We start from the raw sequence: 14,585 nt of genomic DNA on the forward strand, positions 1-14,585 counted from the left end.
GATACAAATATGTAACTTTAGACTTAGATGGTTATAAAAAAGGAAGCTTAAATTAAGAATTTAAATAGTATTATAGGAGTTTTTATGGATAAAGAATATTTAAAAAACATATTAAAAGAAGTAGAAAAAAATAATCTTTCAGTAGATAATGCACTAGATAAACTTATAGATCTTCCCTTTAAAGATTTAGGTTATGCAAAGATAGATAATCATAGAAATATTAGAGTTGGTTATCCTGAGGTTATTTACTGTGAAGGTAAAACCACAGATCAAACAGTAAATATAATAAAAGAAATGATTAAAAATAATGATAATATTCTTGCTACTAGAGCTAATAAAGAAATCTATGATAAAGTACATACTTTTTGTAATAATGCTAGCTTTAATCTCTTAGCTAGAACTATAACTATAAAAGCAGTAAAGAAAAAAACTTTTAATATAAAGAGGAAAAAATCATATTTAAAGAATGAATATTTAAAAAACCATTTTATAAATTTTAAAATTTATAAAGAAAATAAAACTTCTTATTTAAATAAAATAAAGATTTTAAATAACTCATCACAAAAAAGTGAAAGTTATATAGCAATTTTAACTGCTGGTACATCAGATATTCCTGTAGCTGAAGAGGCAAAGGAAACCTGTGAAATTTTTGGAAATAAAGTTAAAACATTTTATGATGTAGGTGTTGCTGGCATTCATAGATTATTTGATAAATTAGATTTAATAAGAAATGCTAAAGTAATAATAGTAATTGCAGGAATGGAAGGAGCTTTAGCTAGTGTAGTTTCTGGCCTAGTGGATAAACCTATTATAGCAGTACCTACTAGTGTTGGATATGGAGCTAACTTTAATGGACTTGCTCCTCTACTATCTATGCTTAACAGCTGTGCTAGTGGAGTTACTGTTGTTAATATAGATAATGGTTTTGGCGCCGGTTATTTTGCTAGTATGATAAATAAAATATAAGGAGATGTTACAAATGGCAAAAATAAAATTACCTTATCACAAAAAATTAATAGATATAGAAATAGATGATAATAATTTAGCTGGTATTTTAGAATCAAAGGCTTCAGAATTTAAACCTGAATTATCTCAAGAGGAAATTGTAGAGAAAGCTTTAGATAATCCTATTGGCAGCGAAACCTTAGAATCTTTAGTAAAGGACAAAAAGGATGTTGTAATAATAACTAGTGATCACACAAGACCTGTACCAAGTAAAATTACAATGCCTATTTTATTAAAAAGAATAAGAAAAGTTAATCCTTCAATAGATATAAAAATACTTATTGCAACTGGTTTTCATAGACCAAGTACAAAGGAAGAACTTATAAATAAATTTGGTTCCGAAATCGTAGAAAATGAAACTATTCTTATGCATGTTTCAACAGATCCTACTACCTTAGTTAAAGTAGGAATCTTACCTTCTGGAGGCGAACTTGTTTTAAATAAATATGCAATGGAAGCAGATCTTCTTATAGCAGAAGGATTTATAGAATCTCACTTTTTTGCTGGATTCTCTGGAGGAAGAAAAAGTATATTACCTGGCATAGCTTCTGCTGAAACTATAATGGCAAATCATTGTAGTGAATTTATAGCTAGTCCTAAAGCTAGAACTGGAAATATTTCTGAAAACCCAATACATAAGGATATGCTTTATGCAGCTAAAAAAGCTAACTTAGCATTTATTTTAAATGTTGTAATTGATAGTGAAAAAAGAATTATAAATGCTTTTGCCGGTGATAGTGAAAAGGCACATAAGGTAGGTTGTGACTTCGTTTTAAAGCTTTCAAAGGTAGACAAAGTAGATGCAGATATAGTAGTAGTTACTAATAGTGGCTATCCATTAGATCAAAATGTTTATCAATCAGTAAAGGGAATGACTGCTGCTGAAGCTACTTGTAATCCAAATGGAGTTATAATTATGGTATCTGCTTGTGATGATGGTCATGGCGGACAATCTTTCTATGACAACTTAGCTAATTCTGAATCCCCTAAAGCTCTTTTAAATAAAATATCTAAAGTTCCAAGAAATAAAACTGTACCAGATCAATGGGAATTTCAAATACTTGCAAGAATTTTAAATAAATTTAAAGTAATTCTTGTAACTGATATGTGTGATCCTAAAATGATAAAAAATATGCATATGGATCACGCATACACCTTTAATGAGGCCTTAGAAAAAGCTTATGAATTAAAAGGAAAAGATGCTAAAGTTGCAGTTATTCCTGATGGAGTTTCTGTAATAGTAAAATAATCCTTTCTACTTAAATAAACTTATAATTTCTTAAATCTCTAATATTTAATATTTTATAAATAATACTTTTAATATTTTTTCTTTTTATGTTTTAAAAATAGATTTTAAGAAATTTTCTTTTAATCTATTTTTCTTTTTTATTATAAATAATTTGTTTTTATTTATTTTTAGATTTATTTGGAGTTTGAATTTATTTATGTATTTTTATTATCATTTACGAGTATATTAAATAAGAATATACTTTCTAAGTATTAATATTCTTGTAGCTTTTATAAATACATATTATTATAAAAAGATTTACCATTTAAGTAGTGTAAAAACTTTTAAAAAATAGATATTTTATTTATTCTACTTATAAAATGCTGTTTTAGATTATATAAAATAATATTATAAAAAATAAAGCAAATGGTAAGTTACATATTACCATTTGCTTTATTTTCTTATTAAAAATTTTTCAATTAATTTTCTATCTTATATTTTTTATAATTTTTTATTTTGTATTTATTTTTAATGTAGTTTTTAATATAATGAATCTAAAAAATCTAATTCTGATTTTATTGTAGTTTGTAATGTTTCTATGCTCTTCATTACTCCCTCAGAATGATTTAATGAATGGTCTGCTCCTTCTATTTCAACCAAGGTAACAGTTTCATCTCTTCTTATTTTATTTACATTTTCTCTTGTAATTAAATGATCCTTTGAACCAGTTATTACTAAAGAATTATGCTTTATTCCTTGTTCTACAGTTCTATCTACTGGGGTTAAATATATATGTACAATTTCTATGCTTTTTATATTATCTCCAAGAATATTTTGAACTTCCGTTCCAACACTTTTTCCTATAAATATAATTCTTTTATACTTTTTATTTAATACTTCATTTAAAACTTCACCGGATTCCTTTGCCATAATATTAAATTCAGTTTTAACATCTAAAGATTTTCTTAGAACTTGAAATCCAAACTCTATACCTAATACATCATATCCTTTTTCTATTACTAATTCTCTTGAATAGTCCATAACTGATCTATCTAAAGTATATCCTATTCCTGGAATAATCACAGCTAATACATCACTATTTTGATCTACAAATTTATTTTTTAGCGGAACTCCCCAATATGAATAAAGCTCTACAATTTTTTCTTCCATAATATTACCTTCTTTCTATTATATCTTATAACTTATATATTACACCTAATTTTCTAATTTAACATAAATTTGGGATTAAATTTAATTATTGTTAATAAAGTTTATTAATTTATTTTTATTTATAATAATATAAGGTCCTTAATTTTATTTTATATATATAATTACTTTTTATTTATAAAATAATACTTTGATTTTTAAAATATTAATTAATATTTTAAACTTATAGTTTAATATGTATTTTTAACAAAAACTTTATTTATAATACATTATTATAAATAATACTTTAAATTTTAATAATAATTAGTATATTAATGAACAAATATAACAGTACATTTATATTTTAATTACTAATCCTATGATAATTAAAATATAATAAATTTCCAATCATATCTTTAAAACTATATATAATTAATTTATACTAAAATTTAATGGTAATATTGGGAGGTTATAATTATGTGTAATATTAAAATTGAAAAAAGTACTGAAGAAGAAGCAAGCTTTGTTATTGATGAGTTAGTTAAATATAATTTATGTAAAGTTCCTTCAACTCAAAATGAAAATTTTATAGAAATAAATAGAGTTTTAAAAGATTCTTCGGATAATATCATCGGTGGGATAAATAGTAGAATGTATTGCTGGAATTGTTTATACATAGATTCTATTTGGATAAAAGAAAATTATAGACATAAAGGATATGGAGAAAAACTCCTAAAGCATATTGAAACTTTAGCAAAAAGTCAAGGGGTATATCTTATACATTTAGATACTTTTGACTTTCAAGCAAAAGATTTTTATATAAGAAATGGTTATGAAGTATTTGGTACTTTAGATAATTGTCCAGAAGATCATAAAAGATATTTTATGAAAAAAAACTTAATTACTAGATAAAATTTTTATAATATTCTTTTAAATTATTTTTATAATCAAAAAGTAATAAAGTATACTTATTACTTTTATCATTACTTTTAAACTTATGTTATAAATAAGTGATAAATTTAAAGTTAGTATTAAAAATAAAGAGTAGAATTTATATGTTAAGACTAATTTTTTAAATGGAACTTAATATTTTAAGTTCCATTTAAAAAATTAATTAAACACTGATAAAATTTTAAAATATATTAGTCCTTAAAACTACTCTTTTCTTATAAATCTCCATAAGTATCTTTATCTAAAATTAACAAAGCTCTAGTCAATTCTTCTACATGCTCTTTTTCATCTCTTGTTATTTCATTTATTATTTCCTTTATACATTTATCTTCTATAATTTCAACTAAAGAATCATATAATATTATAGCTTCTAGCTCTCCTTTTATTCCATCACGAATAAAATCTAATATGTCACTATTATTATCTGACTTGCTTTCATTTGCCTTTATTTTTGTTTTATTAGATATATTAACATGCTCCTTAGCTTCTTCCTCTAGTTCCTTCTCTTCTTTATCAATGTTTCTTAAGGCTTTAAGAAACATTCCATAATGTCTCTTTTCATCTTCCATTATATGATGAAATAACTTTTTTAAATCTTTTATATCTGTTTTCCTTATAAAATAACTATAATCATTTATTGCTACTATTTCTGCTACAGCTCCTTCTCTAAGTAAACTTTTAATATTCCTAGACATTCCTTGTGGCTGCCTATTAGTTGTATAACTCATAATATTCTCCTTATACTTTTATTTCATAAAATAAATTATGACAAATTAAAAATTAAGCAAAAATATATTGTAATTATATATAATCCCTTAATTTATAATACAATTATGTTATTAATATACTCAGTAACTAATATTTATTATAAATATTTAAAAGAATTTAATATAGTATAATAACCTTATAGATATTATTTCTATACTATTAATTTATACTATTGTATTTTTATTATTATACCTATAAAAGTTATGTTAGTTATTTTTATAGGTATAATAACTATTGCTATATTATTATTGTAGTATTAATTATTTTTATATAGTTATTTTTATTACTCCATGATTAAAATAAAAATATATTATCTATTCTTAATTATAAAATTAAGATTATAATCCTCTATACACTTTTTAAGTCCATCCTTTGTATTTGAAAACTTTAATCCTAATTCTTGAACTTTTTTTGTATTAAGTCTTATGTCCCTAGGATTATCTTTATATTTCTCTCTATCTTTTATTAATAAATTTTCTAATCTATTATAAAGTCCCATTTCTTCTAATATATATTTCACTACATCATACCTACTCAAATTATTCTCGCTACCTAAGTGATAGATTCCATAAGGTAAATGAAATAACTTAGGAAAATTTTCTATTATTTCATAAGAATAAGTCATACCTCTAAATTCATTTGGTGATGCCTTTATTTTCTTATCTTCTAATAAGGATTTTATAACTTCCCACATTATATTTTCTGCCATTTTTATTCCTCTTTGTGGTAAGTCAAAAAGCCATGTAAATCTAACTATCCATAACTCTTTAATAATTTCTTTTAATAACTTTTCTCCCTCTAATTTATTTTCACCATATACAGTATTAGGTACTGGAGTATGCTCTTCATCATATGGTCCTCTTTCCTTATTTCCATTAAAAACTTGCTCTGAACTTATAAAAATAAGCTTTCCATTAACTTTTTTACAAGCTTTAGCTACATTTACAGCACCCTGTACATTAATCTTATAAGCCATTTCAGGGTTTTTGTTGCAAAAATCCGTTACTGCAATTGCCGCTGCATGAATTACATAATCTGGCTTAAACTTTTCTATGGATTTTATAACCATTTCTTCATTTGTTATGTCCAGCTCTTTTCTACCTAAAGCTAATATATTAAATTCATCCTTGTATCTTTTTACAAATCTTGAAGAAAAAAATCCTTCTCCACCAGTTATCAATATCTTTTTCATTTAGTGTTCTCCTCTTTCATTAAATTTTCTACTTTAATAAATATATTTTTATTAACTCTAATACTAATTTGTATATTTCATTTAAAACAAAAAAAGAAAATAAATCTGTTTTTAATAAGAAGTATTTATAAATATTACTTTTCTTTTCTATTATTATTTTTAGATATAACTGTATAAAAATTTTTTACACATTAATTATATATTATTTATTTTATATTTTTCACTTTAAATTTTTTATTTATTATTTATATCTCATTTACGAGTATATTATTTAAGAGTTAAATTTACTTTTAATTATATAATTAATTTTTTAAAATTACTTTATGTAATTTATAAAAAAACTATATAATCATAAATTTTGTAAAAATAAAAAACTTACTAAAAAACAGAATATTTCTTAGTAAGTTTTTTATTTAAGTTTTCATTTATACTTCTATTATTTCTTTTGTTTTTTCCTCATCTTTTGAAAGAGTTTTTTTATAAAATATAATAAAACATATAATAGTAGTTAAAGCTGCTAATATATCTGATATTGGTTCTGCTAATAATGTTCCCTGTAGCTTATTTTGAAAAAATCTTGGTAATATAAAAATAAGTGGTATTAGTAATACTATTTTTCTAAGTAAAGCTAACATAAGAGAAATCTTAGCTTGACCAAGTGCAAGAAATGTTTGCTGACAAGCTATTTGAGCTCCAAATAATAAAATACCAGCAAAGAAGATTCTTATACTCCAAGAAGTTATTTGAACTAATTCCGGCTTATTATTAAATATTCCAACAAATACTTCTGGGAATACCATAAGTAAAAACCACATACCTACAGTATAAATTAAGCAACTTGTAAGTAATAATTTAAAGGTTTTTTTAACTCTTTCTAAACTTTTAGCTCCAAAATTGTAGCTTATTATAGGTTGAGCTCCTTGAGATAATCCCATAAGAGGTAAAAGTATTATCTGAAGTATGCTACTCATTATAGTCATAGCTCCAACAGCTAAATCTCCACCATAAAGTTGAAGTTTATTATTTAAAGATATTAAAACTAAACTCTCTGTTGCTTGCATTATAAAAGGAGATACTCCAAGAGCCATTATATTAAAAATAACTTTAACATCTGGAGTTAAATATTTTGATTTTATTTTAAGTATACTTCCTTTACCAAATAAAAAGAATAATACCCATATAGCCGAAACTATTTGTGCTAATATAGTAGCTAAAGCTGCACCTTTAACACCCATACCAAATACAAATATAAAAATAGGATCAAGAATTATATTTATAGCAGCTCCAATCATTACAGTTACCATACTGATTTTAGCAAACCCTTGAGTATTTATAAAAGGATTCATTCCTAAAGAAATTTGTACAAATACTGTACCTATTAAATATAAAGTTAGATAATCCTTAGCATATACTATTGTTCCTTCACTAGCTCCAAAAGCCCAAAGTATAGGATCTTTAAATATTAAAAATCCTATAGTTAAAATAAGTCCTATTATTATAAGCATAGAAAAACTATTGCTCATTATTTTTTCTGCACCATCATTATCTTTTTCACCCATTTTTATGGCAGCTAATGGCGCTCCACCCATACCTATAAAAGCACTAAAGGCAGATATTATCATAATAATAGGAAAAGCTACTCCAACTCCTGCCATTGCAACATCTCCGTTAGGTATTCTTCCTATAAATATCCTGTCTACTATGTTATAAAGTACATTAACAAGTTGAGCTATAATAGCTGGTAAAGAAAGCTTTAAAAGTAGTCTTCCTACAGAACCTTTTCCTAAATCTGTTTTATTTTTACTCATCTAATCTCCTTTCTATAAATAAATTATTTAATATTTAGAAACTAATTTTTATAAGATAAATTTAATGAATGTAGATTCATTAAATTTTATTATATAATTATTTGAATAATATAGTAAAGAAAAATAAATAAATTTTAAACTATTAAAGTAATATATAAATATAATAATTTATATATTACTTTAATAAAATTTCTTTTCAGAATAATATAATTTAATAACTTTTCTAATAATTATTAATCTTTAAGTTATTTTTATTATTATCTTATAATACTAAAAGGTTATTTTAAAATAAATTATATTTAAAATATATTTTGAAGTTAATATAAAAATCAATATATTTTGTTATACTTTTTATACTAAAATAACCTAGAAAATTTTTTTCTTAAAAATATTATTTATTTTCCTAAATAGTATTTTTTAAGTATAACAGCTCTTATGGATTCATATTTAATTGTATCTGGAAGTTTTCTTTTTATATCACTAATTTTTTCATATCCTATTTTCTCACAAACCTCTATAATGACTTTTTCTTCATTTTCATTATAAAGACTATCTAAAGGTAAATTAATAGAAAACTCTTCTCCTGACTTTATGAAATCTGTAACATAGCCTAATATAGTAGAAACTGAAACCTCAACTTCCCTTGAAGTATCTTCTAAAGTTTTTCCTTCCTTTAACATATCTAAAGATAGCTCTTCATTACTTCTTCCATCTCCGTCTATTATTAGTTTTCTTCTTTTCTTTTCTTCCCAATTTATACTTAGTTTTTTTTCCTCAACATAATTTCTTATTATATTTATTATATTTTCTCCATATTTATCTATTTTCTTTGGTCCTATTCCAGATATATCTTTTAAATCTTCTATTTTAGTTGGATATCTTCCACTTAGTTCTTTTAATGTATTTTTAGATAATATCATCTGTGGAAGTACCTTTTCCTTCTTTGCAAAATTAATTCTTAATTCATTAAGTTTTGTAAAAAGCTCTAAATCTGTTGTAACTTCAAAGGGAATACTTAAATCTTCTTTACCTTCTTCATATTTAAGTAAATTTGTATTTTCTATATTTATGTTATTTTCTTTTATATAGGATTTAATTATTTTTTCAAAGTTTTCTCCATATCTTTCATATTTTATTTCTCCAACTCCTGGTATTAAAAGCATTTCTTTTTTATTTATTGGATATTTTATACTCATAGTCTTTAAAGAACTATCACTAAATATCATATATGGAGGTATTCCCTCTTCACTTGCAATATTGTGTCTTAATTCTTTTAATAAAATAAATAATTTATTATCTTCCCTAGCTTTTCTTTCCATTTTAAATTCTTTAAATTTTACCTTTTCCTCTCCCTTTAACACCTTTGTAGAACGATTATTTAAAGATAATACTGGATAATCTCCTTCAATGAGATCTATATATCCATGAGAAATTAATGTATTTATAAAATTCTTTAATTTTTCTTGAGAATAGTCTTTCATAAGTCCGTAGGTTGTAATTTCATCTAGATGATACTGAAGAACCTTTTTGTTTTTAGATCCTCTAAGAACATCTATAAGCATTGTTGTTCCAAAGGGTCTTTTCATTCTATATATACAGGATAAAACCTTTTGTGAATCTAAGGTTTTATCTACTATATCTCCTTCATTTAAACAATTGCTGCAATTATTACAGTCTTTATTATAAGTTTCACCAAAGTAATTTAATATGTATTTTCTGTAACAGTCATTACTATAAACAAAATCTACCATTTGTTGAAGCTTTTTATATTGGCTATTCTTTCTTTCATAATTTTCAACACTTATATCTATTAAATACTTTTGTATATGAATATCTCCCGGTGCAAATAATAATATACATTCACTTTTTTCTCCGTCTCTTCCTGCTCTACCTATTTCTTGATAATAACTTTCTATATTTTTAGGCATATTATAATTTATTACATATCTTATATTAGATTTATCTATTCCCATACCAAAGGCATTAGTAGCTACCATAATATTTGTTTTATCGTGAATAAAATTCTCTTGATTTTCTTCTCTTTCTTTATCTGACAAACCACCATGGTATCTTCCTACTGAATATTCTTTTTTCTTTAAAAATTCATATATATTATCTACTTCTTTTCTTGTGGCAGCATATATTATGCCACAATTCATTTTATTATCTTCTATATAATTTAATAAATATTTCTTTTTATTTTCAGATTTTATTATATTAATAGATAGATTTTCTCTATCAAATCCAGTTATAAACACTTTAGGTTCTTTAAGCCTTAGTAAGGTTATAATATCTTCTCTAACTTCTTTAGATGCGGTAGCTGTAAAAGCTGTTATTATTGGCCTTTTTTCTAAACTATCTATAAAAGTACTTATCTTTCTATAACTTGTTCTAAAATCATGACCCCATTGGGATATACAATGTGCCTCATCTATTGCGATTTGACTTATATTTAAATTCTTTATGCACTGACAAAAATCAAAAGACTCTAGCCTTTCTGGAGCTATATATATTATTTTATATTTATTATTTTTAATTTCTTCTATAATTCTAATAAACTCATTATTACTTAAAGAACTATTTATAAATGCTCCCTCTATTCCCATAGTTTTTATGTTATCTACCTGATCTTTCATAAGAGAAATCAAAGGAGAAATTACTATGGTAACACCATCTAGAATAAGTGAAGGAATCTGATAGCAAATAGATTTCCCTCCTCCTGTAGGCATTACCCCTAATACGTCACTTTTATTTAATATTGAATTTATTATATCTTCTTGACCTTTTCTAAAGGTTTTATATCCATAATATTTTTGTAAAATTTCTAAAGCTTTTTTATCCAATAGTTCCAACTCCTATATTCTATATATTACATATATTTAATTATATCATTTATATTAAAGTTAATTTTAATATTCATAAGTATTAGATTAATTAAATTTCTCTTCTGTTTCATTATAGACTATAAATCTTAATGTTATACGAACTTTTGTTCTTTTTCTTTTAAATTAAAGTTTCTTCACTTTCACTAACTCTTAAAAGTTCTTCTATTGCCTCTAGCCTCATATTTCCTGCAATTATATTTAATAAAGAACTATTAAATATTTTTTCATAAGGAGTAATAGAATCCCTTGAAATTCCTGAATTTATTTCATCTCTTTGTTCTATTAAAGATCTTTCTGCAACTATTGCAAAAATATAAATAGCAAGAAGAGAAAGAGTTGAAGCTTTATATGCAGTTTCTGCTGGTTTTACTGTTACAGGCACACCTGCTTTTTTTTCATAAATTTTTTGTTTATCTTCCTTTGCAGATCTAATAGAAATTAAATTAGCTAAAATAAATATATTTGATCCTAAAATTTGAATATTGGCTAAATCTAAATTTAAATTATCTATAAAATCTTTAATTTCTTTTGGAATAGTAAAATCGCTATTATTCTTATTCATCTATTCACTACCTTATAAATTTAATAAGTTTTCATAAATTAATCTATTACTATAATTTTATTTAAAGAAAAGTTTCTTCATTCTTATTAAACTGGCAAATTTTTCTTAGGGCATCTACTCTAACCATATTGGCTAAAACGCTTGCAATATATCCATTAACAATATCCTCATAAGGTTTTATAGGTTCCTTTGAATCTGATATAATATTTTCATTTCTTTTTTCTTCTAATCTTTTTATTGCTATAACTGCTAAAATACATAAACCTTCTAAAATGATTCTTTCTCCGTAATAAAGTATCTCTGCTGGCTCCAAATTATCTCCTATATCCTCTCCATAAGTTTTTTCTTTATCTACATTAGCTGCTTTTATAAACTTTAAATATCCTGCAACTAAAAATGTAGATCCTAATATTTCTCCATCTGCTAAATCTATATCTAAAGCCTTTTTATAATCTTCAAAATAATTATCATTATTATCTTCCTTATTACTCAAAAAATCACCTCTTTATAATAAATAATATATTCTATTAAATAATAAATGACTGTGTAATATGAATATTTTTAATAAAATTCAAATTACACAGTCTCTATATTTTTATTATAAAATTTAAAGATTTTCTTCAATTTTACCCTTTACTATAAGTCTCTTTTCTCCTCTACTGCTACAGGTAACAATAGTTATTTCCTTTTCTTCATCCTTTTGATTTAAAACACTAACTTCCTTTGGCTCAACAATAAATTTATCCTTTATTATATAATTAAATTCTTTATTTCTTGTAGTTATTTTTATTATATCCCCATTATTTACCTTATAAAGTTTATTAAATATTTCATTATAAACAAAGCTACTGTGACCAGCTAAAACAAAATTTCCATTTTCTCCTGCCATTGCAGTATCTGGCATATGCCCTATGTAGTACTTTAATTGTTCATTTTCAACACCTTCTACAATAACAGACTTTAAATCAATTGAAGGTATTTCTATTAAAGCTATTTCATCTCCTAAATTCCCTTTTTTAACATATGTTTTAAAATTCTTTGATTTATCTTTATCTACTTTTTTATTGTTTTCTTCTTTAATTTCTGATAAATTAATTTCATTGTTAAATTTTTCTATAGCCTTTAATTCTTTATTTTTAGAATTAATTTTAAGTGCAACACCGCTTACAATTAATACAATTCCTAATATAAGTAATAATAAAGGTATAATTTTTCTTTTCATATATTTATTGCTCCTTAAAGTAAAGTTACAAACTAAAATTTTTATAAACCTTTTTAGGTATTAAAATCATTTTTTCTCCAAATTGATTTTTAAGTATGTCCATATCTACATTATAAACTTTTCTTATTAGTTCTTTGTCTAAAATTTCCTCTGGCTTTCCTTGTGCTTCTATTTTTCCATCTTTTAAAACTAAAACCTTATTGCTATATTTAGCTGCCTGATTTAAATCATGAAGAACCATAACTACTGTTAAATTTAATTTATCATTTAATTCTTTTACAAGTTCTAATATTTCTATTTGATTATTTATATCTAAGTAAGTTGTAGGTTCATCTAATAAAAGCACCTTAGGCTTTTGAGCTAAAGCCATAGCTATCCAAGCCCTCTGCCTTTCGCCACCGGATATATTAGCTATCTTTTCATTTTCCATAGCTTTAAGATTTGTTTTTTCTATAGCCCAACTTACTATTTCCTCATCTTCTTTATTTAAAGATTCAAACCATGTTTTATGTGGATTTCTTCCAAAGGAAACTATCTTTCTTATAGTCATATCCTTTGGAGCTGAATTATGTTGAGAAAGGCAGGCCATTTCTTTTGCTATATCTTTATTATTCATTTGCCAAAGTAATTTTCCATCTAAATAAACAGTTCCATCCATAGGTTTTAAAAGCCTTCCTACAGCCTTTAAAACTGTAGATTTTCCAGAACCATTGGGGCCTATTATTGTAAGTAATTCTCCTTTTTTTATATGTAAACTAAAATCTTTTACTATTACTTTATCGTTATATCCTATTTTAAAATCATTTATTTTAAGCATTCTTATTGCGCCTCCTTAATAAGAATAGGAAAAATGGTCCTCCTATCATAGACATTAAAACACCTACTGGAAGTTCTATTGGTCTTGCTATAAATCTAGCCATAGTATCTGCAATAAGAAGTAATATTCCTCCAAGAGTTGCACTCATTGGTATTAAATACTTATAATCATAGCCTAAAATAAGTCTACAAATATGAGGAACTATAAGTCCTATAAATCCTATAACTCCAACAATAGAAGTACTTATACCTGCTAAAAAAACTGCCACTAAAGATATTAATACTCTAGTTTTATTTACATTTATTCCTAAGTTAGTTGCCACATCATCTCCTAAAGCTAAAATATTAGCTCCCTTTGCACAAAATAAAGCTAAGATAATACCAACTATACTATAAGGGACAAGATACTTTACATCATTCCACCCTTTATAAGCTATACTTCCATTTATCCAAAGGAGAATTCCTTGTATTTTATCACTATTTAATATAGATAACAATGAAGTTAATCCAAGAAAAATAGCATTTACTGCAACACCAGCTAAAATTATTCTCATTGAATTTAATCCATTATCCCAAGAAAGAGCAAATACCATTATACAAGCTACTATAGCACCTAAAAAGGCACAAAAAGGTAAAAATTTATTTAATGTTGGTACATATATCATTATAATTATTGCAACTAAGCTAGCTCCTGAAGAAACTCCTGTAATTCCTGGATCTGCTAAAGGATTTTTCATAACAGATTGAAGAAGAGCTCCTGACATTGATAAACTGGCTCCTACAAATACTGCAATAATTATTCTAGGTAATCTCATATTCATTATGATGCTTTCATTTATCTCATTACCATTACCTAAAAAAGTATCTATTATATCTTTTATAGGTATAGAAACACTACCAATGCCAATAGTTACAATCACTAAAGCTGCTAATATTACTAAAGATATTAAAATTATTAATATCTTACTCTTATCACTTATATTCTTCATTTTATTTACCATC

General features: G+C 24.4%; 13 protein-coding genes. 3 read left to right on the plus strand and 10 right to left on the minus strand.

From position 1 onward, the window contains the following. The first annotated feature begins 84 nt into the window (after window positions 1-84). Window positions 85-966, plus strand: a complete 882-nt coding sequence (larB, locus tag BUA70_RS13220) for a nickel pincer cofactor biosynthesis protein LarB (RefSeq protein ID WP_242977319.1) — start codon at window positions 85-87, stop codon at window positions 964-966. A 13-nt stretch (window positions 967-979) separates the two neighbouring features. Continuing rightward, entirely contained in the window at window positions 980-2,254 is a 1,275-nt protein-coding gene (larA, locus tag BUA70_RS09930; RefSeq protein ID WP_072896909.1) for a nickel-dependent lactate racemase, read from the plus strand. Between the two features lie 519 nt (window positions 2,255-2,773). On the opposite strand, the gene BUA70_RS09935 is transcribed toward larA, so the two are convergent. Beyond that, window positions 2,774-3,403 (minus strand): alpha/beta family hydrolase, encoded by a 630-nt coding sequence (locus BUA70_RS09935; protein ID WP_072896912.1) that lies wholly within the window; start codon window positions 3,401-3,403, stop codon window positions 2,774-2,776. A 453-nt stretch (window positions 3,404-3,856) separates the two neighbouring features. Here BUA70_RS09935 and BUA70_RS09940 point away from each other — a divergent pair, with 453 nt between their 5' ends. Beyond that, on the plus strand, window positions 3,857-4,291 hold the full coding sequence (locus BUA70_RS09940; protein ID WP_072896914.1) for a GNAT family N-acetyltransferase: 435 nt from the start codon (window positions 3,857-3,859) through the stop codon (window positions 4,289-4,291). Between the two features lie 254 nt (window positions 4,292-4,545). On the opposite strand, the gene BUA70_RS09945 is transcribed toward BUA70_RS09940, so the two are convergent. The 9 genes from BUA70_RS09945 to BUA70_RS09985 all read right to left on the minus strand — a co-directional run bounded on the left by BUA70_RS09945 (window position 4,546) and on the right by BUA70_RS09985 (window position 14,584). Further along, complete coding sequence (locus BUA70_RS09945) at window positions 4,546-5,058, minus strand: ferritin family protein (RefSeq protein ID WP_072896917.1); 513 nt, start codon at window positions 5,056-5,058, stop codon at window positions 4,546-4,548. Between the two features lie 350 nt (window positions 5,059-5,408). After that, window positions 5,409-6,290 carry an SDR family oxidoreductase gene (locus BUA70_RS09950; protein ID WP_072896919.1) on the minus strand — a complete coding sequence of 294 codons (882 nt, stop codon included), beginning with the start codon at window positions 6,288-6,290 and terminating at the stop codon, window positions 5,409-5,411. Between the two features lie 425 nt (window positions 6,291-6,715). Next, entirely contained in the window at window positions 6,716-8,098 is a 1,383-nt protein-coding gene (locus BUA70_RS09955) for an MATE family efflux transporter (protein WP_072896921.1), read from the minus strand. A 395-nt stretch (window positions 8,099-8,493) separates the two neighbouring features. Further along, window positions 8,494-10,941 carry a DNA helicase RecQ gene (gene recQ, locus BUA70_RS09960; protein WP_072896922.1) on the minus strand — a complete coding sequence of 816 codons (2,448 nt, stop codon included), beginning with the start codon at window positions 10,939-10,941 and terminating at the stop codon, window positions 8,494-8,496. Window positions 10,942-11,101: 160 nt separating this feature from the next. Continuing rightward, window positions 11,102-11,545, minus strand: coding sequence for a hypothetical protein (locus BUA70_RS09965; RefSeq protein ID WP_072896923.1), 444 nt, complete (start codon window positions 11,543-11,545; stop codon window positions 11,102-11,104). A 61-nt stretch (window positions 11,546-11,606) separates the two neighbouring features. Further along, on the minus strand, window positions 11,607-12,038 hold the full coding sequence (locus tag BUA70_RS09970) for a hypothetical protein (RefSeq protein WP_072896924.1): 432 nt from the start codon (window positions 12,036-12,038) through the stop codon (window positions 11,607-11,609). Between the two features lie 114 nt (window positions 12,039-12,152). Further along, window positions 12,153-12,767, minus strand: coding sequence for a class D sortase (locus tag BUA70_RS09975; RefSeq protein WP_072896925.1), 615 nt, complete (start codon window positions 12,765-12,767; stop codon window positions 12,153-12,155). Window positions 12,768-12,792: 25 nt separating this feature from the next. After that, entirely contained in the window at window positions 12,793-13,584 is a 792-nt protein-coding gene (locus BUA70_RS09980; RefSeq protein ID WP_072896926.1) for an ABC transporter ATP-binding protein, read from the minus strand. Then, window positions 13,577-14,584 (minus strand): FecCD family ABC transporter permease, encoded by a 1,008-nt coding sequence (locus BUA70_RS09985; protein WP_072896927.1) that lies wholly within the window; start codon window positions 14,582-14,584, stop codon window positions 13,577-13,579. The genes BUA70_RS09980 and BUA70_RS09985 overlap by 8 nt, the downstream gene beginning before the upstream one ends. Between the last annotated feature and the right edge of the window lies 1 nt (window position 14,585).

Source organism: Clostridium fallax (assembly GCF_900129365.1).
GTDB lineage: Bacteria > Bacillota > Clostridia > Clostridiales > Clostridiaceae > Clostridium_AH > Clostridium_AH fallax.

Coding starts and splice junctions, on each gene's coding strand:
- BUA70_RS09965 (WP_072896923.1), bottom strand. CDS start 11,545: ATGAATAAGAATAATAGCGATTTTACTATTCCAAAAGAAATTAAAGAT.
- BUA70_RS09975 (WP_072896925.1), bottom strand. CDS start 12,767: ATGAAAAGAAAAATTATACCTTTATTATTACTTATATTAGGAATTGTA.
- BUA70_RS09950 (WP_072896919.1), bottom strand. CDS start 6,290: ATGAAAAAGATATTGATAACTGGTGGAGAAGGATTTTTTTCTTCAAGA.
- larB (WP_242977319.1), top strand. CDS start 85: ATGGATAAAGAATATTTAAAAAACATATTAAAAGAAGTAGAAAAAAAT.
- BUA70_RS09955 (WP_072896921.1), bottom strand. CDS start 8,098: ATGAGTAAAAATAAAACAGATTTAGGAAAAGGTTCTGTAGGAAGACTA.
- BUA70_RS09985 (WP_072896927.1), bottom strand. CDS start 14,584: ATGGTAAATAAAATGAAGAATATAAGTGATAAGAGTAAGATATTAATA.
- BUA70_RS09935 (WP_072896912.1), bottom strand. CDS start 3,403: ATGGAAGAAAAAATTGTAGAGCTTTATTCATATTGGGGAGTTCCGCTA.
- larA (WP_072896909.1), top strand. CDS start 980: ATGGCAAAAATAAAATTACCTTATCACAAAAAATTAATAGATATAGAA.
- BUA70_RS09945 (WP_072896917.1), bottom strand. CDS start 5,058: ATGAGTTATACAACTAATAGGCAGCCACAAGGAATGTCTAGGAATATT.
- BUA70_RS09980 (WP_072896926.1), bottom strand. CDS start 13,584: ATGCTTAAAATAAATGATTTTAAAATAGGATATAACGATAAAGTAATA.
- BUA70_RS09940 (WP_072896914.1), top strand. CDS start 3,857: ATGTGTAATATTAAAATTGAAAAAAGTACTGAAGAAGAAGCAAGCTTT.